Annotated in this window: 18 protein-coding genes; 17 read left to right on the top strand and 1 reads right to left on the bottom strand. The window is 33.3% G+C overall.

The window, feature by feature from the left end:
• The first annotated feature begins 59 nt into the window (after positions 1 to 59).
• From QLS31_RS06290 to QLS31_RS06280, 3 genes are all read left to right on the top strand, one after another.
• Positions 60 to 737, top strand: a complete 678-nt coding sequence (locus tag QLS31_RS06290) for a glycerophosphodiester phosphodiesterase family protein (protein ID WP_282743147.1) — start codon at positions 60 to 62, stop codon at positions 735 to 737.
• Positions 734 to 1954 (top strand): NAD(P)/FAD-dependent oxidoreductase, encoded by a 1221-nt coding sequence (locus tag QLS31_RS06285; protein WP_282743146.1) that lies wholly within the window; start codon positions 734 to 736, stop codon positions 1952 to 1954. The genes QLS31_RS06290 and QLS31_RS06285 overlap by 4 nt, the downstream gene beginning before the upstream one ends.
• Positions 1955 to 2078: 124 nt before the next feature.
• On the top strand, positions 2079 to 2816 hold the full coding sequence (locus QLS31_RS06280) for a hypothetical protein (protein WP_282743145.1): 738 nt from the start codon (positions 2079 to 2081) through the stop codon (positions 2814 to 2816).
• 8 nt (positions 2817 to 2824) lie between these two features.
• Here the strand turns inward: QLS31_RS06280 and QLS31_RS06275 are convergent, their stop codons facing one another.
• Positions 2825 to 3301, bottom strand: a complete 477-nt coding sequence (locus QLS31_RS06275; protein ID WP_282713196.1) for a TspO/MBR family protein — start codon at positions 3299 to 3301, stop codon at positions 2825 to 2827.
• A gap of 287 nt (positions 3302 to 3588) precedes the next feature.
• On the opposite strand from QLS31_RS06275, the gene QLS31_RS06270 reads away from it, so the two are divergent.
• The 14 genes from QLS31_RS06270 to QLS31_RS06205 all read left to right on the top strand — a co-directional run bounded on the left by QLS31_RS06270 (position 3589) and on the right by QLS31_RS06205 (position 18440).
• Positions 3589 to 4671, top strand: a complete 1083-nt coding sequence (locus QLS31_RS06270) for a diphosphomevalonate decarboxylase (protein ID WP_282743144.1) — start codon at positions 3589 to 3591, stop codon at positions 4669 to 4671.
• A gap of 41 nt (positions 4672 to 4712) precedes the next feature.
• The gene (locus QLS31_RS06265; RefSeq protein WP_282743143.1) at positions 4713 to 4907 is read left to right on the top strand and encodes a hypothetical protein; all 195 of its coding nucleotides are present in this window, start codon (positions 4713 to 4715) and stop codon (positions 4905 to 4907) included.
• A 57-nt stretch (positions 4908 to 4964) separates the two neighbouring features.
• Positions 4965 to 5903, top strand: coding sequence for a mevalonate kinase (locus QLS31_RS06260; protein WP_099713688.1), 939 nt, complete (start codon positions 4965 to 4967; stop codon positions 5901 to 5903).
• Between the two features lie 48 nt (positions 5904 to 5951).
• Positions 5952 to 6908 carry a geranylgeranylglycerol-phosphate geranylgeranyltransferase gene (locus QLS31_RS06255; RefSeq protein ID WP_282743142.1) on the top strand — a complete coding sequence of 319 codons (957 nt, stop codon included), beginning with the start codon at positions 5952 to 5954 and terminating at the stop codon, positions 6906 to 6908.
• 284 nt (positions 6909 to 7192) lie between these two features.
• On the top strand, positions 7193 to 8101 hold the full coding sequence (locus QLS31_RS06250; protein ID WP_282713203.1) for a pseudouridine synthase: 909 nt from the start codon (positions 7193 to 7195) through the stop codon (positions 8099 to 8101).
• Between the two features lie 85 nt (positions 8102 to 8186).
• Positions 8187 to 8549: a nuclear transport factor 2 family protein gene (locus QLS31_RS06245; RefSeq protein ID WP_099713694.1), complete on the top strand. Its 363-nt coding sequence runs from the start codon at positions 8187 to 8189 to the stop codon at positions 8547 to 8549.
• A gap of 208 nt (positions 8550 to 8757) precedes the next feature.
• Positions 8758 to 10521, top strand: coding sequence for a DUF885 domain-containing protein (locus QLS31_RS06240; protein WP_282713205.1), 1764 nt, complete (start codon positions 8758 to 8760; stop codon positions 10519 to 10521).
• A 253-nt stretch (positions 10522 to 10774) separates the two neighbouring features.
• On the top strand, positions 10775 to 12100 hold the full coding sequence (locus tag QLS31_RS06235) for a phage integrase SAM-like domain-containing protein (RefSeq protein WP_282743141.1): 1326 nt from the start codon (positions 10775 to 10777) through the stop codon (positions 12098 to 12100).
• Positions 12101 to 13096, top strand: a complete 996-nt coding sequence (locus tag QLS31_RS06230; protein WP_282743140.1) for a hypothetical protein — start codon at positions 12101 to 12103, stop codon at positions 13094 to 13096.
• A gap of 57 nt (positions 13097 to 13153) precedes the next feature.
• Entirely contained in the window at positions 13154 to 13438 is a 285-nt protein-coding gene (locus QLS31_RS06225; protein WP_282743139.1) for a helix-turn-helix domain-containing protein, read from the top strand.
• 19 nt (positions 13439 to 13457) lie between these two features.
• Positions 13458 to 13778: a hypothetical protein gene (locus tag QLS31_RS06220; protein WP_282743138.1), complete on the top strand. Its 321-nt coding sequence runs from the start codon at positions 13458 to 13460 to the stop codon at positions 13776 to 13778.
• Positions 13775 to 14971, top strand: a complete 1197-nt coding sequence (locus QLS31_RS06215) for a primase-helicase family protein (protein WP_282743137.1) — start codon at positions 13775 to 13777, stop codon at positions 14969 to 14971. The genes QLS31_RS06220 and QLS31_RS06215 overlap by 4 nt, the downstream gene beginning before the upstream one ends.
• 699 nt (positions 14972 to 15670) lie before the next feature.
• A complete protein-coding gene (locus QLS31_RS06210) occupies positions 15671 to 17254 on the top strand; it encodes a class I SAM-dependent DNA methyltransferase (protein ID WP_282743136.1) in 1584 nt (527 codons plus the stop codon).
• On the top strand, positions 17238 to 18440 hold the full coding sequence (locus QLS31_RS06205) for a restriction endonuclease subunit S (RefSeq protein WP_282743135.1): 1203 nt from the start codon (positions 17238 to 17240) through the stop codon (positions 18438 to 18440). Before QLS31_RS06210 ends, QLS31_RS06205 begins: the two co-directional genes overlap by 17 nt.
• The last annotated feature ends 17 nt before the right edge of the window (positions 18441 to 18457 follow it).

The raw sequence follows: 18457 nt of genomic DNA, 5'->3' as shown, positions 1-18457 counted from the left end.
ACGCCTTTAGAAATGAAGGCGTTTTTTTTATGTTTACCTTTACCAAAAAATAAAAGACAATGCTCAAAATTGGACATCGTGGCGCAAAAGGACATGAACCAGAGAACACCTTTGTTTCGTTCCAAAAAGCATTAGACATGCAGGTGGACGGCATTGAACTCGACGTGCATTTGAGTGCTGATGGCGAAATAATGGTTATTCACGACGAATCTATTGACCGAACGACCAATGGAAAAGGATTAGTAAATGCATTATCTTTGCGCGAATTGAAAACCTTTAGAATAAATGGAGAGCAGCAAATCCCAACGCTGAAGGAGGTTTTTGATTTGGTAAACCAAGATTGTTTTATCAATATTGAGCTCAAAAGTTATGAGGCAACCGATAAAGTAGTTTCGCTTATTGAAAAATACGTCACTAAAAAAGGATGGAAATACGACCGATTTTTAATTTCCAGTTTTGATTGGAATGCGCTGCAACAAGTGGCGTTTTTAAATGATAAAATTCCAATTGGCGTTTTAACGGAAACCGATTTAGACTTGGCTTTGGCTTTCGCCAAATTCATTCAGGCAAAATCCATTCATCCGCATTTTCATTTGTTGACAAAAGAAAACACGGCAAAAATGCAGGAAAAAGGATTACAGGTTTTCCCATGGACCATCAATGAATTAGAAGACATTCAAAAAATAAAAACATTCAACGTAAACGGAATCATCACTGATCTCCCAAATAGAATATGAACCAGAATTTCGATATAATAATAGTAGGCGGCGGCGCAGCAGGTTTTTTTACAGCGATTAATATTGTGGAGAAAAATCCAAAACTGAAAGTTGCAATTTTGGAACGCGGAGCTGAAGTATTGCAAAAAGTTAGAATTTCCGGTGGCGGAAGATGCAACGTAACGCACGCTTGTTTTGAACCGAATGAATTGGTAAAGTTTTATCCGCGTGGCGAAAAAGAATTACGCGGTCCTTTTCATCAGTTTTGTTCTGGAGATACGATTGAATGGTTCGAGAAGCATGGCGTAGAACTCAAAATTGAAGCGGACGGACGCATGTTTCCCGTTTCAAATTCTTCACAAACGATTATTGATTGTTTCCTGAAAGCAACACAAAAACTAGGAATTGCAGTGCTTACGGGACAAAGTGTGCAATCTATTTTCAATCCCGAAGTTTCGGGAGAAAATTTTTGGAAAATTGAAACCCAAACTGAAAATTATCTTGCCGAAAAGCTAATTTTAGCCACAGGGAGCAATCCTAAAGTCTGGGAAATGTTACAGAATTTTGGTCACGCAGTTGTCAGCCCAGTTCCTTCCCTATTCACTTTCAACATCAAAAATTCCAGAATAAAAGAATTGCCCGGAGTTGCGGCACAAGTTACCGTAAAAGTAAAAGACACTAAACTTACTTCAACAGGACCGTTGTTAATTACCCATTGGGGAATGAGCGGACCCGCAATATTAAAACTCTCGGCTTGGGGTGCCCGCATCTTGCATGACAAAAATTATCAGTTCACCATTTTCGTGAATTGGTTGAATGATGAAGATACTGCCGATGTCGAGAAAAAGCTAAAAGACTTAAAACAAGAACACGCTAAAAAATCAGTTTCAAAAAAATCTCCTTTCGAATTAACTAATAGATTATGGGAAAGTTTAGTGCTCGCTTCCGGAATTGAAGTAGAGACAAAATGGGCCGATTTATCTAAAATACAATTGCAAAATCTAGCCAATCAATTGACGAACGGGACTTTTCAGGTCAACGGAAAAAGCACGTTTAAGGAAGAATTTGTAACTGCCGGAGGAATTGATTTAAAAGAAATTAACTTCAAAACAATGGAAAGCAAATTACATGAAAACCTTTATTTTGCTGGTGAAATCGTGAATATTGATGCCATTACAGGCGGATTCAATTTTCAGAATGCATGGACGAGCGGATTTATTGTGGCTAATGCCGTTTAGACAAAAGTCATTGTACTACAAAACTTTAATTAAGAGAACTTTAGTTTTTGATTAACATGAATTTATTATTCTGTTTTCATTTTCACCGAATGATTTGAATATGTTTGTAATCAAAATATTACGAATGATTAAAAACTACTTTTTTGTTTTCTTACTGTTTTTTATACTTCAATCTGGTTTCTCACAAACCGAAAAATTAATTCACGGAAAAGTTTTACACGAACAATTTCCAGTGGAAAAAGTTGAAGTTGCTAATTTTAGTTCTAAAAAAATCACCGTTACTAATGCATCGGGGGAATTTTCTATTTTGGCAAAAGCGGGTGACGAACTCATTTTTATTTCGAAAAACCATGATATCAAAAAATTGGTTTTGGATGAAAAAACCATCAGCAAAAACAACCTCATCATTTTGCTAATCCTAAAAGCGGAACAATTAGAAGAAGTAGTAATTACGAAAATCCCAGCTATAAAATTAAGTTCAGATAAAGCATACGAACAAGGAAAACTTGACAAACTAGCCGTAGAAAAGTCTGCAAGAAGCTTAAAAACGGGCGTTTACAATGGAACCATAGAAAACGGAGTGGATTTCTTCCGGGTGGCCGACATGATTTTAAAGTTGTTCATAAAGGAAAAAGAGAAAGCTCTGAAAAATAAACCGAAAATTGAATTCAAACAATTGGCAAAAAGCAGCTGTGATCAAAAGTTTTATATCGAAACTTTAAAATTAAAACCAGACCAAATAGAGCTGTTCTTGGAATTTTGTGATGCGGACTCAAAATCAAAAACAGTAGCCGAAAGCAACAATGTATTAAGTGTAATGGATTTTTTGCTTGCCAAAAATATTGAATTTAAAAAACTATAAACAGAATCTTATCTATTCAACCACCAAATACTTCCATTTAAAACGGCGGCAAAACTTACCCAAGCCAAATACGGAAGCAATAAATAGCCCGCAATTTTATTGATTTTGGCAAATTGAACGTACGTTTCAAAAATCATCAACCACAATACAATAATTTCTAATCCGGCTAACATTGGATTGTGTAAACCAAAGAATAAATACGACCACAAAGCATTTAGTGCCAATTGTATTGCAAAGAAAACCAACGCTTTTTTTACAACTTCTTTTTCTGATTCAATTCTATCCCAAACTAATCCTGCGGCAACACCCATCATCACATACAACATACTCCAAACCGGTGCAAAAACCCAATTAGGCGGATTAAAACTTGGTTTTACTAAAGTTGGATACCAAGTAGTGATAGCAGAACGGGTGACAATTCCAGAGAAATAACCAATCGCAAGGCACGTAACAACAACAGCTAATATTCGGGTAATTTTATTCATTTTTATATTTTTTAAAATGTACTATTTTCTTGAAACATATGAGCTATTTAAGAAACAATAAGTGTACTGATTATCTCGTAAACTTTATATTTCCAACCATTAAGGAATTAAGAAAAATTAAGCCCAATACTTAATGAAGCTTAATTCCTTAATGGTTAAAAAATCCTTGATGGACTTATATGATTATTTTTATTGTCCAAATTTACTTAAATCTTTGTAACGATTAACCAACTAAACGAATAAACAAATAACCCAAAAAAAGTATCTTTGCGTAAATTTATACATTCATGATTTCAGCAAACGATTTTATTCCATCAAAATATACACATTCGATTGAAAGCGGAAATTTTCAATGGAGCGCGCCCAGTAACATTGCTCTTGTAAAATATTGGGGAAAAAAGGACAATCAAATTCCTGCGAATCCTTCGGTGAGTTTTACCTTGAATAATTGTAAAACAATTACTAAATTGGCTTTCTCCAAAAAAGAAAACGACGGTACATTTTCCTTTGATTTACTTTTTGAAGGGAAACCAAAAGAAGATTTCAAGCCAAAAATTCAAAAATTCCTGGAGCGAATAGAAATTTATTTGCCGTTTTTAAAAGACTTCCATTTTACGATTGACACAGAGAATACCTTTCCGCACAGTTCCGGAATTGCTTCGTCAGCATCTGGAATGGCCGCTTTGGCGATGAACTTGATGAGTTTAGAAAAAGCGTTACATCCTGAAATGACTGAGGAATATTTCTATCAAAAAGCGTCCTTATTAGCGCGTTTAGGTTCCGGAAGTGCTTGCAGAAGTGTAAAAGGACAAGTTGTAGTTTGGGGAAATCATGCAAATATCTCCGGAAGTTCTGATTTATTTGGGGTAGAATTTCCTAATGCGATTCATGCAAATTTTAAGAATTTTCAAGATACTATTTTACTGGTTGACAAAGGTGAAAAACAGGTTTCGAGTACCATTGGTCATGATTTAATGCACAATCATCCTTTTGCCGAAAGGCGATTTGCACAAGCACATGAAAACTTAGACCAACTTATTTCAATTTTTGAAAGTGGGAATTTAGAGGAATTTATCAAAATTGTAGAAAGCGAAGCCTTGACTTTACATGCTATGATGATGACCTCAATGCCTTATTTTATACTAATGAAACCAAACACTTTGGAGATTATAAATGCGATTTGGAGATTTAGAAATGAGACTAAAATTTCGGTTTGTTTCACGCTGGATGCCGGTGCAAATGTGCATGTTTTATATCCTGAAAATGTGGCCGAAACAGTTTTACAATTTATTAATAACGAATTAGTTGGCTATTGTCAAAATGGTCAGTACATTTGTGACGAAATTGGAAATGGAGCTTCGTTGATTTAATCTGTTTTTTTCCTATCTTTATTTTTTAAAGAGCTGAAATCATGGATATTCAATCAGAGAAATTAGAATTGATAAAAATGTTATTAGAAACTGATGACAAAACGATAATCGAGGCTTTAAAAAACATTTTCAAAGCACAAAAAAAAGATGTCTGGAAAGAATTATCTCCTGAACAACAAGAAGAAATTGATCTTGAAATTCTAGAGGCTAATCGCGGAGATCAAGTTGATTTATAAGAAATTCATTTGTTACAATATAATTACCAAGCCCAAATTGTCAATTTACAATCTAATATGAAAGGACCTTTATTTTACTCAAAAATATTACTCTTTGGAGAATACGGAATTATTCGTGACTCAAAAGGGCTTTCAATCCCATATAATTTTTACAATGGTGCACTTAAGAGAGATGAAAATCCAACTGAAGAAGCCATCAAATCAAATGGTCACTTAAGACGTTTTGTAACGTATTTAGAAACTTTACAAAACGAACAATCTGACTTAGTTACTTTTGACCTGACTACGTTGAAAAACGATGTGGAGACAGGAATGTATTTTGATTCCAGTATCCCACAAGGATATGGCGTAGGCAGCAGCGGTGCACTTGTAGCAGCGATTTATGATAAATATGCACAAAATAAAATCACGGTTCTGGAGAATTTGACCCGTGAAAAATTATTGCAGTTAAAAAATATATTTTCTCAAATGGAGAGTTTTTTCCACGGAAAAAGTTCTGGTTTAGATCCTTTAAACAGTTATTTGAGTATCCCGATTCTGATTAATTCTAAAGACAATATTGAAGCAACCGGAATTCCTACACAAAGTTTTGACGGAAAAGGCGCTGTGTTTTTATTAGATTCAGGAATTGTGGGCGAAACCGCTCCGATGGTAAATATTTTCATGGAAAGCCTGAAGGACAAAGGTTTCCGTGCGATGTTGAAAAATCAATTTGTAAAATATACGGATGCTTGTGTGGAAAATTTCCTTGGCGGAGACATGAAATCATTGTTCATGAATACCAAGAAATTATCAAAAGTAGTTTTGAATAACTTCAAACCAATGATTCCGGAACAATTTCACGGAATTTGGCAGCAAGGAATTGATAGCAATGATTACTACTTAAAATTATGTGGTTCTGGTGGTGGCGGTTACATTTTAGGTTTCACTGAAGATTTAGAAAAAGCTAAAGCTTCTTTAAAAGATTACAAACTAGAGGTGGTCTATCAGTTTTAGCCCCTAATCCCTAAAGGGCAATTTAAAAAAATAAATCAAAATCTTATAATGTTAAGCAGGCAGCACAAACTTCTCATAATGAAAATTGCAAGTTTGTTCTCTGTGGTTAGAGGCTATAACATTCCGGTAATAATTTTGGCACAATACCTTTCGTCTATATTTATTTTGGCTCCCGAAAAAAGAGCGTTGGATATTCTGCTCGACTTCAATTTGTTTATACTTGTTTTTGCTTCTTCGCTTACAATTGCTTCCGGATATATCATCAATAATTTTTACGACAGTCGAAAAGATTTAATCAATCGTCCTAATAAGTCGATGCTAGATCGATTAGTGAGTCAAAAAACAAAACTGAACGTCTATTTTACACTCAATTTTATAGTGGCTTTAATGGCTATGTTTGTTTCGTGGCGCGTGTTTTTATTTTTTTCTGGGTACATATTTTTCATCTGGTTTTATTCTCACAAAATAAAAAAATATGCAATAATAGGAAACTTGACTGCTGCTTTGCTTGCCGTTTTACCTTTTTTTGCCATACTGTTGTATTTTTATACTCGGATTCCATATGAAGAGATTGAAAATTATAAAAGACAGCTTGGCGTTATTTTTTCTCATGCCTCTTTTTTGTTTTTATTGCTGTTGATTCGGGAAATGATTAAAGACTTAGAAAACCTAAAAGGAGACATGGCAAATGATTACAAAACGATTCCTATTGTTTACGGCGAAGAAATAGCTAAAAAAATTATTACTGTTTTGACAATTCTGACTATCCTTCCAGTGTACGCTTTAATCGATATTTACGATGTGGGTTACATGGATGTTTATTTTTATTCTTGTCTGATTGTACTAATTTTTTTCTTGGCTTACTTGTGGAAATCAAACACAAAAGCACATTTTTTATTGCTTCACAACACTTTAAAATTCCTCATTGTGGCTGGAGTATTTTGCATAGTGCTTATCAATCCAAGCGTTTTATGGCACGGAAAAAAATTGTTGATGACGGTTTAAAACATTTTCTGCTTCGGGATTATAAAAGGTTAAAAACCATTTCTCAAAAATCCCCAAATTCCTCTATTTGGTTAGACCCGATAGTCCCGAAGCTTCGGGAGAAATCCTTATATTTTTTACTGTCAAAAAAATAAAAGATTGTAATGAATAGCGGGAATAGCTCCAAAAAATGAAACTAAAACGTATTAATTAGCTTATAAACTAGATAGTTAGCGTTTTTATAATTGGCTATTATTGATTGTCAAGTATATAAATAGTATCTTTGCACAAATTATTGGAATATTATGAATAACAAGGAAGGCAATAATAAGAAAAGTGGTCCAAGAGCAGCTAGCTCAAGACCAAGTTCGAATAAGCCAAAACCTGCCATGCAGAAGCGCGCTCAAGGGCCGAAAAAAGTTAAAGTAAATACTAAAGTTGCCGATATCGCTACTGATAAAGTAGAGAAAAAACCAAATCAAGCACCAAAGAGACCGAAAGTAAAAGACGAAATTCGTTTGAATAAATACATTGCTAATTCTGGTGCATGTTCGCGTCGTGATGCGGATATTTATATTCAATCCGGGACTGTGAAAGTAAACGGAATTCCTGTTACCGAAATGGGATATATGGTAAAACCTGGAGATGTTGTGAATTTTGATGGTGCTACTTTGACACCGGAGAAAAAAGTATACATTTTACTGAACAAACCTAAAAACTTTACGACTGCCATGGACGAAGGTCAGGAGTATCGTAATGTATTGGAACTGGTAAAAGGTTCTACGACTGCAAAAATTGGTGCAGTTGGAAGAATGGATAAAAATACAACTGGATTGTTATTGTTCACAAATGACACGGACATGATTCGTAAGTTTACGTTACCAAGTCAAAAATCATCTAAAATTTACCAAGTTTCATTAGACAAAAACTTGAAATTTGAGGATTTAGAAAAAATAAACAAAGGTTTGACTCTTGACGGACACCGCGTTTTTGTGGAAGATGTAAGTTACATTGACGGAGAAGCTAAAAGTGAAATTGGTTTGCAACTAAGATCTGCTAACGTAAAAGTGGTGCGTTCTATTTTTGAACACTTTAGTTATGATGTATTGCGTATTGACAGAGTTTCTTTTGCTGGTTTAACCAAAAAGAATTTGCCAAGAGGAAACTGGAGATTGCTTACTGAACAAGAAATTATCAATTTGAAGAACGTTTAATATTTCTTTGAAATTATAAAAATGAAATCCCTTCCGTTTACACGGAATGGGATTTTTTTAATTAAAAATTCAATCCTAAATTAGTATGACACCAGAAAAACTACAATCAATTGCTTTTAAATGGTTTGAAACTTTCAACAATAAAGAATTAGAAAAATTATTGTCTTTATACGATGAAGATGCTGTGCATTTTAGTCCAAAACTAAAAATGTACAAACCGGAAAGCGACGGTTTTGTTACCGGAAAAGAAGCATTAAGAGAATGGTGGAAAGATGCTTTTGAGCGTTTGCCCAGCTTGAATTATAAGGTGAAATCGCTAACTGCAAATGGAGATCGCGTTTTCATGGAATACATAAGAACAGTTACCGGTGAAGAGGATTTACTGGTGGCGGAAGTATTAGATATCAGAGAAGATAAAATAATTGCTTCCAGAGTGTATCACGGATAAAAAAAGATTTTTTTCAAATCTTTTTTTAAGGATATAGAAAAATAGAAACCTAAAATCCCATTCGTTTTAAAGCGGATGGGATTTTTTTTGCGAATAAGAACTAAAAACAGAAAAAGTCCATGTTAAAGCATTACAAATAGAAACATATTTGGGAAATAATTAATTTTTTTTGAATAAATTAGCTACAATTATTTAACTATCATCCATTATGAGAAAAATAACCGCACTTTTCATCACATTGACAACCTCTATATTGCTAGTCAACTGTAAACCTGAAGACAAAAAAGAAGACTTTGGTAGTCTGACAGAAAATTATTTTGACGATAAAAATGCGATGAGCCCATTGGATGCAACGCAAAATGGTCAAAACGAGTATAATGATCAGCTGCAGTTTGAAATGACGGACAGTTATAGAAAGTCGCAAGAAGCTTTCTTTGACAAATACCAAACTGCCTTAAAAACTATTGATAAAGAAAGCTTATCTGAAGAAGAAAAAAACAGTTACGAAATCATCAAATGGGAAGTTGAGATTGGGAAAGACTTATTAAAACAACCTACTAACCTACTTCCAGTACATCAATTTTGGGGAACACACCTAACGATGGGACAATTTGCTGGCGGAACCGGAGCACAGCCTTTTAAAACAGAAAAAGACTATACTAATTTCCTGAAAAGGATGGACAAATATGCTGTTTGGATAGATTCGGCTATGGTGTATATGAAAAAAGGAATGGCAAAAGGGATTGTGTTGCCAAAATCATTAACAACAAAATTAATTCCACAATTTGCTGAAATGGCCACGCCAAAAATCGAAGATAATTTATTTTACTCGTCGATAAAATTGATGCCTCCTACTTTTTCTGAAGCTATAAAAAAAGACTTAACCACAAAATATACGGCCACTATCAATGATAAATTGATTCCGCAATATAAAAAAATGGCTGATTTCCTAACCAAAGAATACCTACCTGCATCAAGAGCAACCAGTGGAATAGGAAGTTTCCCTTTTGGAAAGGATTTGTACGCTACCTATGTAAAACAATGGACTACAACCGAAATGACTCCGGAGCAAATTCATGAATTGGGATTAAAAGAAGTAGCCCGATTGAATGCCGAAATGGAAAAGGTAAAAACTCAAGTAGGTTTCAAGGGCACTTTATTAGCATTCTTTGAAGAGGTTCGAAATAAAAAGGAATTAAAACCTTTCAAAAACCCTGAAGAAGTGATTGCTAATTTTCAAAGTATCTATACCCGAATCAAACCCAATGTAGACAAATTATTCGCATTGCAACCCAAAACAAAATTTGAAATCAGAAGAACGGAAGCCTTTAGAGAAAAAACCGCCAGTGCTGAGTACAATCAAGGAACTGCTGACGGCAAGCGTCCCGGTATTTTTTATGTTCCAATTCCTGATGTAGCGAATTATAATATGTATGGTGATGAAGATTTGTTTTTGCATGAAGCGATTCCGGGACATCACTTTCAAATATCCTTACAACAAGAAAACCAAAGTCTTCCTGACTTCAGAAAATTCAATTGGTTTGGCGCCTACGGCGAAGGTTGGGCTTTGTACACGGAAAGTTTAGGAAAAGAACTGGGACTGTATCAAGATCCGTATCAATATTTCGGAATGCTGGGTAATGAAATGCATCGAGCAGTTCGATTAGTTGTTGACACCGGATTACACTCCAAAGGCTGGACCAGAGAACAAGCCATTAAATATTCGTTAGCAAACGAAGCCGAAAGTGAAGCGAGCATTATTCCTGAAATAGAGCGTTATATGGCGATTCCAGGACAAGCTTTGTCTTATAAAATTGGCCAGCTGAAGATTATGGAGCTACGCAAAAAAGCCGAAACTAAAATGGGTGCAAAATTTGACATTAAAAAATTCCATGAAAAGGTATTGGAATCCGGAGTAATGCCATTAGCATTATTAGAGATGAAAATTAATGCTTGGATAGAAAACAAATAATTTTCAGGTATAGATATAAAAAAAGCTTCTCGATTGAGAAGCTTTTTTTGTGCGGATAATAGTTCTACAACTTCTTAATTTGTAAGAATCTTTAGAACCTTTAAAAACCCAGTAAAAACAAGGCTTTTAAAGATTTTAATTTTTTTATTCCTACAAGTAAATTAACCCAAATTCAGGCTAATTCAAAATAATTAAGATATTTTCGGCAATATTTCGGCAAAAATATTATATTTGATTTCCTATTAAATCAACTATGAAAGTACGCTTCTTCGTTATAAAATCGAAAACTGATTTGACCAGCATTCATGTCCGTTTTTGGGACAGTAATAGAATTGACCAGAAAACCAAAACTGGATTGATGGTGAAATTCAGCAACTGGAGTCCGACCAAAGAGCAAGTAAAAAGTATAGATATTTCTCCTGAAAAAGATTTAATCAATAGTACCATACGGAAAATTGAAAATTATCTCGTTGAACAGTATAATACCGATTATATTAATCAGCAATACATCAATAAAAACTGGCTTAAAGACAAAATAAAAGACTTCTTTGGCAAGGCTGATAAAACTGAATTGCATAAAATCTATTTTACAGAATGGATACAAAAATACATTGACGAATCCCCTACCCGGCTTTACAAAGGTGAACCCGTTAAAAAGAGAACGATTCAGCACTATCAAACTACAAAATACAAACTGGATGGCTATGAAAGTTTTTATAAAACTAAACTGAGGTTCCAAGATATTAACCTTGAGTTTTATAGAAATTTTTTATTCTATTGTCAAAAAATAGAAAAAATAAACAACAACACGATTGGAGGATATATTACTAATTTCAAAAAGTGGTGTAAAATTTTAGACATTGAAGGCTTTCCCATCAATCAACAATACAGACATTCTGAATTTGCTACAATATCTAACGAAACCAAAGATGTTTATCTGACGGAGGAAGAAATCAACAAAGTGTATAATCATGACTTTAGTGATTCCGAACGCTTAGATAACACGAGAGATAATTTCATTTTTGGATTACGCACAGGATTACGAATTTCTGACTTTATGAGCTTAGAAAAATACAATTTTGTGGGCGATTATATAGAAATCGTAACCAAGAAAACAGCTCATCCTGTTGTTATACCAATGCATCAACAATTAAAAGAGATCTTGGCAAAAAGAAATGGTGAACTACCTAAGCAAATATCAGATGCCAAATTTAATGAGTATGTAAAAGATGTTTGTCAAGAAGTTAAATTAGAAGAAATGATTGATGGTGCTAAAATGATTGTCAAAACTGCAGATGATGAATTTTTCCCCGACATATCACTTATTTCAAAAAACAAAAGCCGCAAAGTATTTGGCACATACCCCAAACACGAACTTATCACTTCACACACCTGCAGGCGTTCATTTGCATCTAATTTATATGGTAAATTGCCTAATGCAACCATTATGGCAATTACCGGTCATAAAACCGAAGCTCAGTTCTTGAAATATATAAAAATCACTCCCAGAGAAAATGCGGAAAAATTAAAAGAATATTGGAAAACACAAAACTTAATAGCATCTAACCATACCAAATAAATGGAAAAAGAAGTCTTTAAATATATTGAAAATGAGTATCTTTTTAATTCACTTTCAGAAATAGAGCAACAGGCTGAATTAGTAGAACTAGGAATTTATGTTTTATCAAAGGAGCAACAAATATTTCCATTCATCACAAAGTCGCATACCTTTCGACATATTTGTGTATCACGGAAATTTATGATTGGATATGAATTTGAATTAGATGGCAAACTATATGAGATTGACCAACCTGTCATATACACGTTGTATCTTAAACTGTATTGGAGCGTATTGGGGCATGCCAGTCGAATTGCGGATGAACTTTCAAAGCAGATAGACCATCTAGTTTTATTAATTTCCGACAACCAAGAGGCTCTGATCTTAATCAAAAATAAAAAGGATAGTTATCTAGAAGAATATTCAACATTAATATCTAAAAACAATGAATTCATAGACTGTTTAAAAAACCCAAGCGAATACGGTTATGAATCTACAAAAGAATTTATCTTATCAGAGATAGAACAAGATATATTACTTTTAAAGACTTATATTTTAAACAAAAACATTGAAAAAACAAACATATTTAAACTACTATGCAAAACTTACTCTTTACAAAATTGTATAGAAACATGTAATACAAAAACAGAAGAGCTGAATATCCCCGGTAATTACTCAATCAACAAACCTAGTAATAATACTCTCTCAGCTTTAATTTTTAAAGATAACGGTGAAGAAATTTTTAATTATATAGTTTTTGGGTACCAAGAAGAAAAAAAACAAGCCTTTTATAATTACTTATATTACTTTTTAAAAGACAATCTTAAAAAACTTAAACTCGCAGATGAACATAGTAATACTTATACCAATTATGTTATCCAAAAAGGTTTTTTGAAAGAATATGGTAGAATGCAAAAATCAAGATCTTTAAAAAACAAAAAACATAATTCAATGATGAATTTGTTTCAAGAAATGTACTCACTAAAATTTGAGCAAATTATGAGTAAGGAAGAGTAAACTTACTTAACTCAATTGAATCAAATTTGCTTCATAAATATTTAAAAACATGTAATTATGAAGACAAATTTAATTCAAATTGAGACAACCAACGCCGATGATTTCAAAAACGAAATCATCAATGGTGTAATTACTGCACTAAAACATTTTGAAGAACATTCTAAAAATAACAGTGAAATTATTCTCTCCAGAGAAGAAGCTGCAAAACTGCTCTCCATTTCGCTAGTCACATTATGGGATCTCACCCGTAAAGACAAAATTCCTGCCTTTAGAATTGGAAATAAAGTACGCTACAAGAAGAGTGATGTATTAAACGCTTTAACTCAAAAAAATCAATTTTAATCCTTCAAAACTGATTTATATGGAGCCGTATAACCAAGATTTATTGCAGGATGCCTTCTATCATCTTGACAATTTGAAATTTAATTTAACCAAACTAAAATTAGCATATAATAGAGACCGGGCAATAGTGAACCATATTGATAATTTGCTTAAAGACTGCGAACTCATACAACTTATCGTTCAAAGTTATGATAGTTACAACTTCAGACTTTTGTGTAATATGATAAATAATTCCTTTGCTGACCCTAACTCTCATGGTGTATTAGTATTCATTATTAAGAAACGATTTGGTGAAAATTACGATAGAGGCAAATTGAATCACATAAAATTTCCAGCATGAAAGAGTATATCCGTGTTGGGACTGAATACTTTAAGCTAGTAGATTTCCCACTGATGAGTGGTGATTCTTCAAAATCATTAATAAAATGGAACAAACAAACCATAATTGATGATTTTGGAAAAGATTCGTTAAAGAAAATAAAAAAATACGAAACGTTTTGCACCTTTCCATCCCATTTTGAATACAAAAGAGAAATTAACAATTTTTACAATAAATATGAACCTTTGTCTTACCAATTTCAAGAAAAAGGAGAGTGGAAAAATATCGAGATGTTTTTACATCACATGTTTGGAGAACAATATGACATCGGTTTAGATTACCTAACAATCCTTTGGAAACATCCAACGCAAATATTACCGATTCTTTGTTTTGTAAGTACAGAAAGAAATACAGGCAAGAGTACCTTTTTAAAATTACTTAAATTAATTTTTGAAGGGAACATGACGATCAATAAAAACGAGGATTTTAGAAGTCGATTTAATTCCGATTGGGCTAGCAAACTAATAGTTGCTGTTGATGAAGTACTTTTAGATAAAAAAGAAGATAGCGAACGCATTAAAAACCTGTCGACTTCTAATCATTACAAAAGTGAAGGAAAGGGAGTGGACAAAGTGGAAATAGAATTTTTTGGTAAGTTTATTTTATGCTCTAACAATGAAGAAAATTTTATTAAAGTAGATGATTTAGAAATTCGGTATTGGGTTATTAAAGTAAGTTGTTTTTCAGGTGAAAATCCAGATCTTTTGGAACAAATGAGAAAAGAAATTCCATATTTTGCAAACTATTTGACTGATAGAGCTATCATTTCAAAAAGAGTTAGTCGCATGTGGTTTGCAAAAGAACAAATCTACACTGAAGCGCTTGAAATATTAGTTAGAGGCAACCGCACTTCAATTGAAAAAGAAATCGAAGAATTTTTAATTGATGAGTTCAGTATGCTAGGAAAAGATGAACTATATTATTCCATCTCAGATTTAGTTGAGCAACTCAATAAAAGAAACAACAGAGCTAATAATAGCTATATTTCTAAAATTCTAAAAGAGCATTTCAAACTTGAATCTAAAAATAGCAGTTATAAACTTTACAAAATGGATTATAGCAATTCTTTGAATGAAAACTTCACCGTTTATTTTGAAACCAAAGTTGGTCGATTTTATACCTTTAAGAAAGAAAATTTTATAATTAACTGTTGAATTGTTTACAATTGAACGTAAACCTCACACTACTAACACATCACACATCAACTATAAATCAACAATCGTTCAACGAAATCTAATTGGCAAAAAATCATAAATTAATTGTTGAAACCTTGTTGAAAAAATGTTGCAAAGTCAACCTGATAATAGAAAGGCTTTGCAACGTTTTTCAACAGATCAACGATTATTAAGCAATTAGTATACGCTAAACAAAAAAATTAGTAATTAAAAGATTGAGTAAAAGTATCCGTCTCTTTTGGTAAACACTTTGCATCCCTATTTTTAACACTGTTTGTATAATTTTTGCAATCATGATGTTGCGTATTATTTCAAAAATCACGTTAACGGTAGAAAAATTCCCGTTAACGTGATTTCTGTTTGCAAACTTAAATTGTATTTTTTTGTAAGAATACCACACCGTTATCACGTTAAACACCGTTAACGGGGCAAAAAAATCACGTTAACGTGATGCGTGGACGTGATGCGTTAAAATGATCTAAATCAATATCACTAAAAGTGGGTATGGTAAAATATCATAAAACATTGTTTATTTACATTAATTCAATCAAAAACAAATCAGGCGGTAGATGATTAATCTAAATATGTATCCCCTTTATGGTTTCCCACATTTTCTAAGTAGTATTTTTTAATACCTTAGCAATCAATATAATTTTTACAGAAACAGCATCAAATATAATGGCCAAACAAGTTACCCCAAAACAAACGAAGCCCAAAAAAGAAAAAAGCATTGAAGAAACCCTTTGGGATTCAGCTAATAAACTACGTGGAACAGTAGAATCATCCGAATACAAGCACGTAGTTTTAGGATTGATATTCCTGAAATTTGCCAGTGACAAGTTCGAGGAACGTCGCAAGGAACTAATTGCTGATGAAAAAGAGAAATACCTGGAAATGAAGGAATTCTACAATATGTCGAATATTTTCTTTTTACCCGAAGAATCCCGTTGGTCATTTGTTATAGAAAACTCTAAGCAAAACGACATTGCCTTAAAAATCGATACTGCTTTACACACCATTGAAAAAAACAATCCAGCTCTGAAAGGCGCTTTACCTGACAACTACTTCTCTCGTTTAAATATGGATGTGAGCAAGTTGGCTGCTTTGTTGGATACCATCAATAACATTGACACCATCAAGGACAAGCAAACCGACATTGTTGGGCGTGTATATGAATACTTTTTGAGCAAGTTTGCGTTGGCAGAAGGTAAAGGAAAAGGCGAATTCTACACTCCAAAAAGTATTGTAAACTTAATTGCCGAAATGATTGAACCTTACAAAGGCGTGATCTATGACCCTGCTTGTGGTTCCGGTGGGATGTTTGTGCAAAGTATTAAGTTTATTGAAAACCACCACGGAAACAAAAAAGAAATATCTATTTATGGACAGGAATATACGGCTACCACTTATAAACTGGCTAAAATGAACCTCGCCATTCGTGGTATTGCCGCCAACTTGGGCGATGTGGCTGCAGATACTTTTGGGCGTGACCAACACCCCGATTTGAAAGCCGATTATATTATGGCAAACCCTCCGTTCAACCAAAAAGACTGGAGAGCAAGTGATGAATTGGTAGATGATCCCCGTTGGAGAGGCTATGATGTCCCTCCTACCAGCAATGCCAACTATGCTTGGATTTTAAACATGGTTAGCAAACTATCTGAAAATGGCGTGGCAGGATTTATCTTGGCTAATGGGGCACTCTCAGGCGGTGGCGAAGAATATAAAATTCGTAGAAAACTGATAGAAAATGATATTGTAGAAGCTATTGTGATTTTGCCAAGAAGTATGTTTTATACCACTGATATTAGTGTTACGCTTTGGATTTTAAACAAAAACAAAAAAGCAAGAACGGTTAATTTACCTGATGAAACCCGAAATTATCGTGACCGCCAAAACGAAATTCTATTTTTAGACCTACGAGAAAAGGGCATTCCATTTGAAAAGAAATACAAACAGTTTTCTGAAGAGAATATTCTTGAAATAACTCAAGCCTACCACAATTGGCAAACCGATTTATCTAAATACCACGATGTTCCTGAATTTAGTTGTTCAGCAACTTTAGAAGAGGTAGCTGCCAAAGATTTTTCCCTGGTGCCAAGTAAATATGTTGAGTTCGTTAACCGTGACGAGAATATTGATTTTGATGAAAAGATGCAAACTTTACAAGCAGAGTTTAGCGAATTATTACAGAGTGAATCAAAATCGAAAGCTGATTTACTAACCGTTTTCAAAGAATTGGGTTATGAAATCAAGTTATAAAAAATTAGGGAACTATATTCAAGTTGTAAACAAACGGGATACTGACAAAACAGTAGATAAATTACTTGGTGTAAGTATCCGCAAAGTACTAATACCCTCGATCGCCAATATTATAGGAACGGATATGTCAACCTATAAAATCATCAAAAAAAATCAGTTTGCTTATGGTCCAGTAACGTCAAGAAATGGCGATAAAATTTCTGTTGCTATATTGGAAGATTACGATGAAGCAATTGTATCACAAGCCTACACCGTTTTTGAAGTAATTGATAAAAATAAATTGTTGCCCGAATATTTAATGATGTGGTTCCGACGACCCGAATTTGACCGTTATTCACGTTTTAAATCACAAGGAAGTGCCAGAGAAATTTTTGGTTGGGACGAAATGTGTGATACTGAATTACCTATTCCTTCCATCGAAAAACAAGTGGAAATTGTTAGAGAATACAACATTATTCAAAACCGTATCGCTTTAAACAACCAGCTTATTGCAAAACTCGAAGAAACCGCACAAGCCATTTATAAACAATGGTTTGTGGATTTTGAATTTCCTGATGAAAATGGGAAACCTTATAAAAATAATGGAGGGAAAATGATTTGGAGTGCCGAGTTGGAAATAGAGATTCCGGAGGGGTGGAGTGTAAATTTAATTAATGAGTACATAAAGTTATCTCAAGGTTTGGCAATGAATGCTGCAAATAATCATTTAGTTGTAGAAAAAGGAATTCCATTACTAAGAATTACAGACTTAATTAATAAAACAGCAGAAATATTTATTAGTGAAAAAGTTGAAAAAAATGTTATTGCAGTCAAAGAGGATATTATCGTTTCAAGAACGGGACAAGTTGGCTTGGTTTTTAGAAATAAAATAGGTGTTGTTTATAATAATTGCTTTAAAGTAAATCCTTTTCAAAATTTAAACAAAGAAGTTTTATATTGGTTTTTGAAGACAAAAAAAATGTATTTAATTATGAATGAATTAGCTTCTGGTTCTTCTGCACAATTAGATTTGACACATAAACAATTTTATACATTAAAATTTGTCCTACCAACTTTCAGTTTGCAATTAAAGTTTTCTGAAAAATCAATTAGGATTAGCAAACATCTTGAGATTTGTGAACTTCAGGTCCAAAAATTAGAAGAATTAAAAGAGTTGTTACTGGCGAAAATGACAAAAGTTAATTAAAAAAGGTAAAATTATTT

Source organism: Flavobacterium sp. XS2P24 (genome assembly GCF_030010285.1).
Lineage (GTDB): Bacteria > Bacteroidota > Bacteroidia > Flavobacteriales > Flavobacteriaceae > Flavobacterium > Flavobacterium algoritolerans.
The sequence above is the reverse complement of the archived record's forward strand: the minus strand, read 5'-3'. Positions and strand labels throughout refer to the sequence as shown.

What these genes read in the sequence shown, in the direction of transcription:
- QLS31_RS06225 (WP_282743139.1), top strand. Translation starts at nt 13,154, where the DNA reads ATGAAGACAAATTTAATTCAAATTGAGACAACCAACGCCGATGATTTC.
- QLS31_RS06240 (WP_282713205.1), top strand. Translation starts at nt 8,758, where the DNA reads ATGAGAAAAATAACCGCACTTTTCATCACATTGACAACCTCTATATTG.
- QLS31_RS06275 (WP_282713196.1), bottom strand. Translation starts at nt 3,301, where the DNA reads ATGAATAAAATTACCCGAATATTAGCTGTTGTTGTTACGTGCCTTGCG.
- QLS31_RS06215 (WP_282743137.1), top strand. Translation starts at nt 13,775, where the DNA reads ATGAAAGAGTATATCCGTGTTGGGACTGAATACTTTAAGCTAGTAGAT.
- QLS31_RS06290 (WP_282743147.1), top strand. Translation starts at nt 60, where the DNA reads ATGCTCAAAATTGGACATCGTGGCGCAAAAGGACATGAACCAGAGAAC.
- QLS31_RS06230 (WP_282743140.1), top strand. Translation starts at nt 12,101, where the DNA reads ATGGAAAAAGAAGTCTTTAAATATATTGAAAATGAGTATCTTTTTAAT.
- QLS31_RS06280 (WP_282743145.1), top strand. Translation starts at nt 2,079, where the DNA reads ATGATTAAAAACTACTTTTTTGTTTTCTTACTGTTTTTTATACTTCAA.
- QLS31_RS06270 (WP_282743144.1), top strand. Translation starts at nt 3,589, where the DNA reads ATGATTTCAGCAAACGATTTTATTCCATCAAAATATACACATTCGATT.
- QLS31_RS06260 (WP_099713688.1), top strand. Translation starts at nt 4,965, where the DNA reads ATGAAAGGACCTTTATTTTACTCAAAAATATTACTCTTTGGAGAATAC.
- QLS31_RS06220 (WP_282743138.1), top strand. Translation starts at nt 13,458, where the DNA reads ATGGAGCCGTATAACCAAGATTTATTGCAGGATGCCTTCTATCATCTT.
- QLS31_RS06255 (WP_282743142.1), top strand. Translation starts at nt 5,952, where the DNA reads ATGTTAAGCAGGCAGCACAAACTTCTCATAATGAAAATTGCAAGTTTG.
- QLS31_RS06245 (WP_099713694.1), top strand. Translation starts at nt 8,187, where the DNA reads ATGACACCAGAAAAACTACAATCAATTGCTTTTAAATGGTTTGAAACT.
- QLS31_RS06265 (WP_282743143.1), top strand. Translation starts at nt 4,713, where the DNA reads ATGGATATTCAATCAGAGAAATTAGAATTGATAAAAATGTTATTAGAA.
- QLS31_RS06235 (WP_282743141.1), top strand. Translation starts at nt 10,775, where the DNA reads ATGAAAGTACGCTTCTTCGTTATAAAATCGAAAACTGATTTGACCAGC.
- QLS31_RS06250 (WP_282713203.1), top strand. Translation starts at nt 7,193, where the DNA reads ATGAATAACAAGGAAGGCAATAATAAGAAAAGTGGTCCAAGAGCAGCT.
- QLS31_RS06210 (WP_282743136.1), top strand. Translation starts at nt 15,671, where the DNA reads ATGGCCAAACAAGTTACCCCAAAACAAACGAAGCCCAAAAAAGAAAAA.
- QLS31_RS06285 (WP_282743146.1), top strand. Translation starts at nt 734, where the DNA reads ATGAACCAGAATTTCGATATAATAATAGTAGGCGGCGGCGCAGCAGGT.
- QLS31_RS06205 (WP_282743135.1), top strand. Translation starts at nt 17,238, where the DNA reads ATGAAATCAAGTTATAAAAAATTAGGGAACTATATTCAAGTTGTAAAC.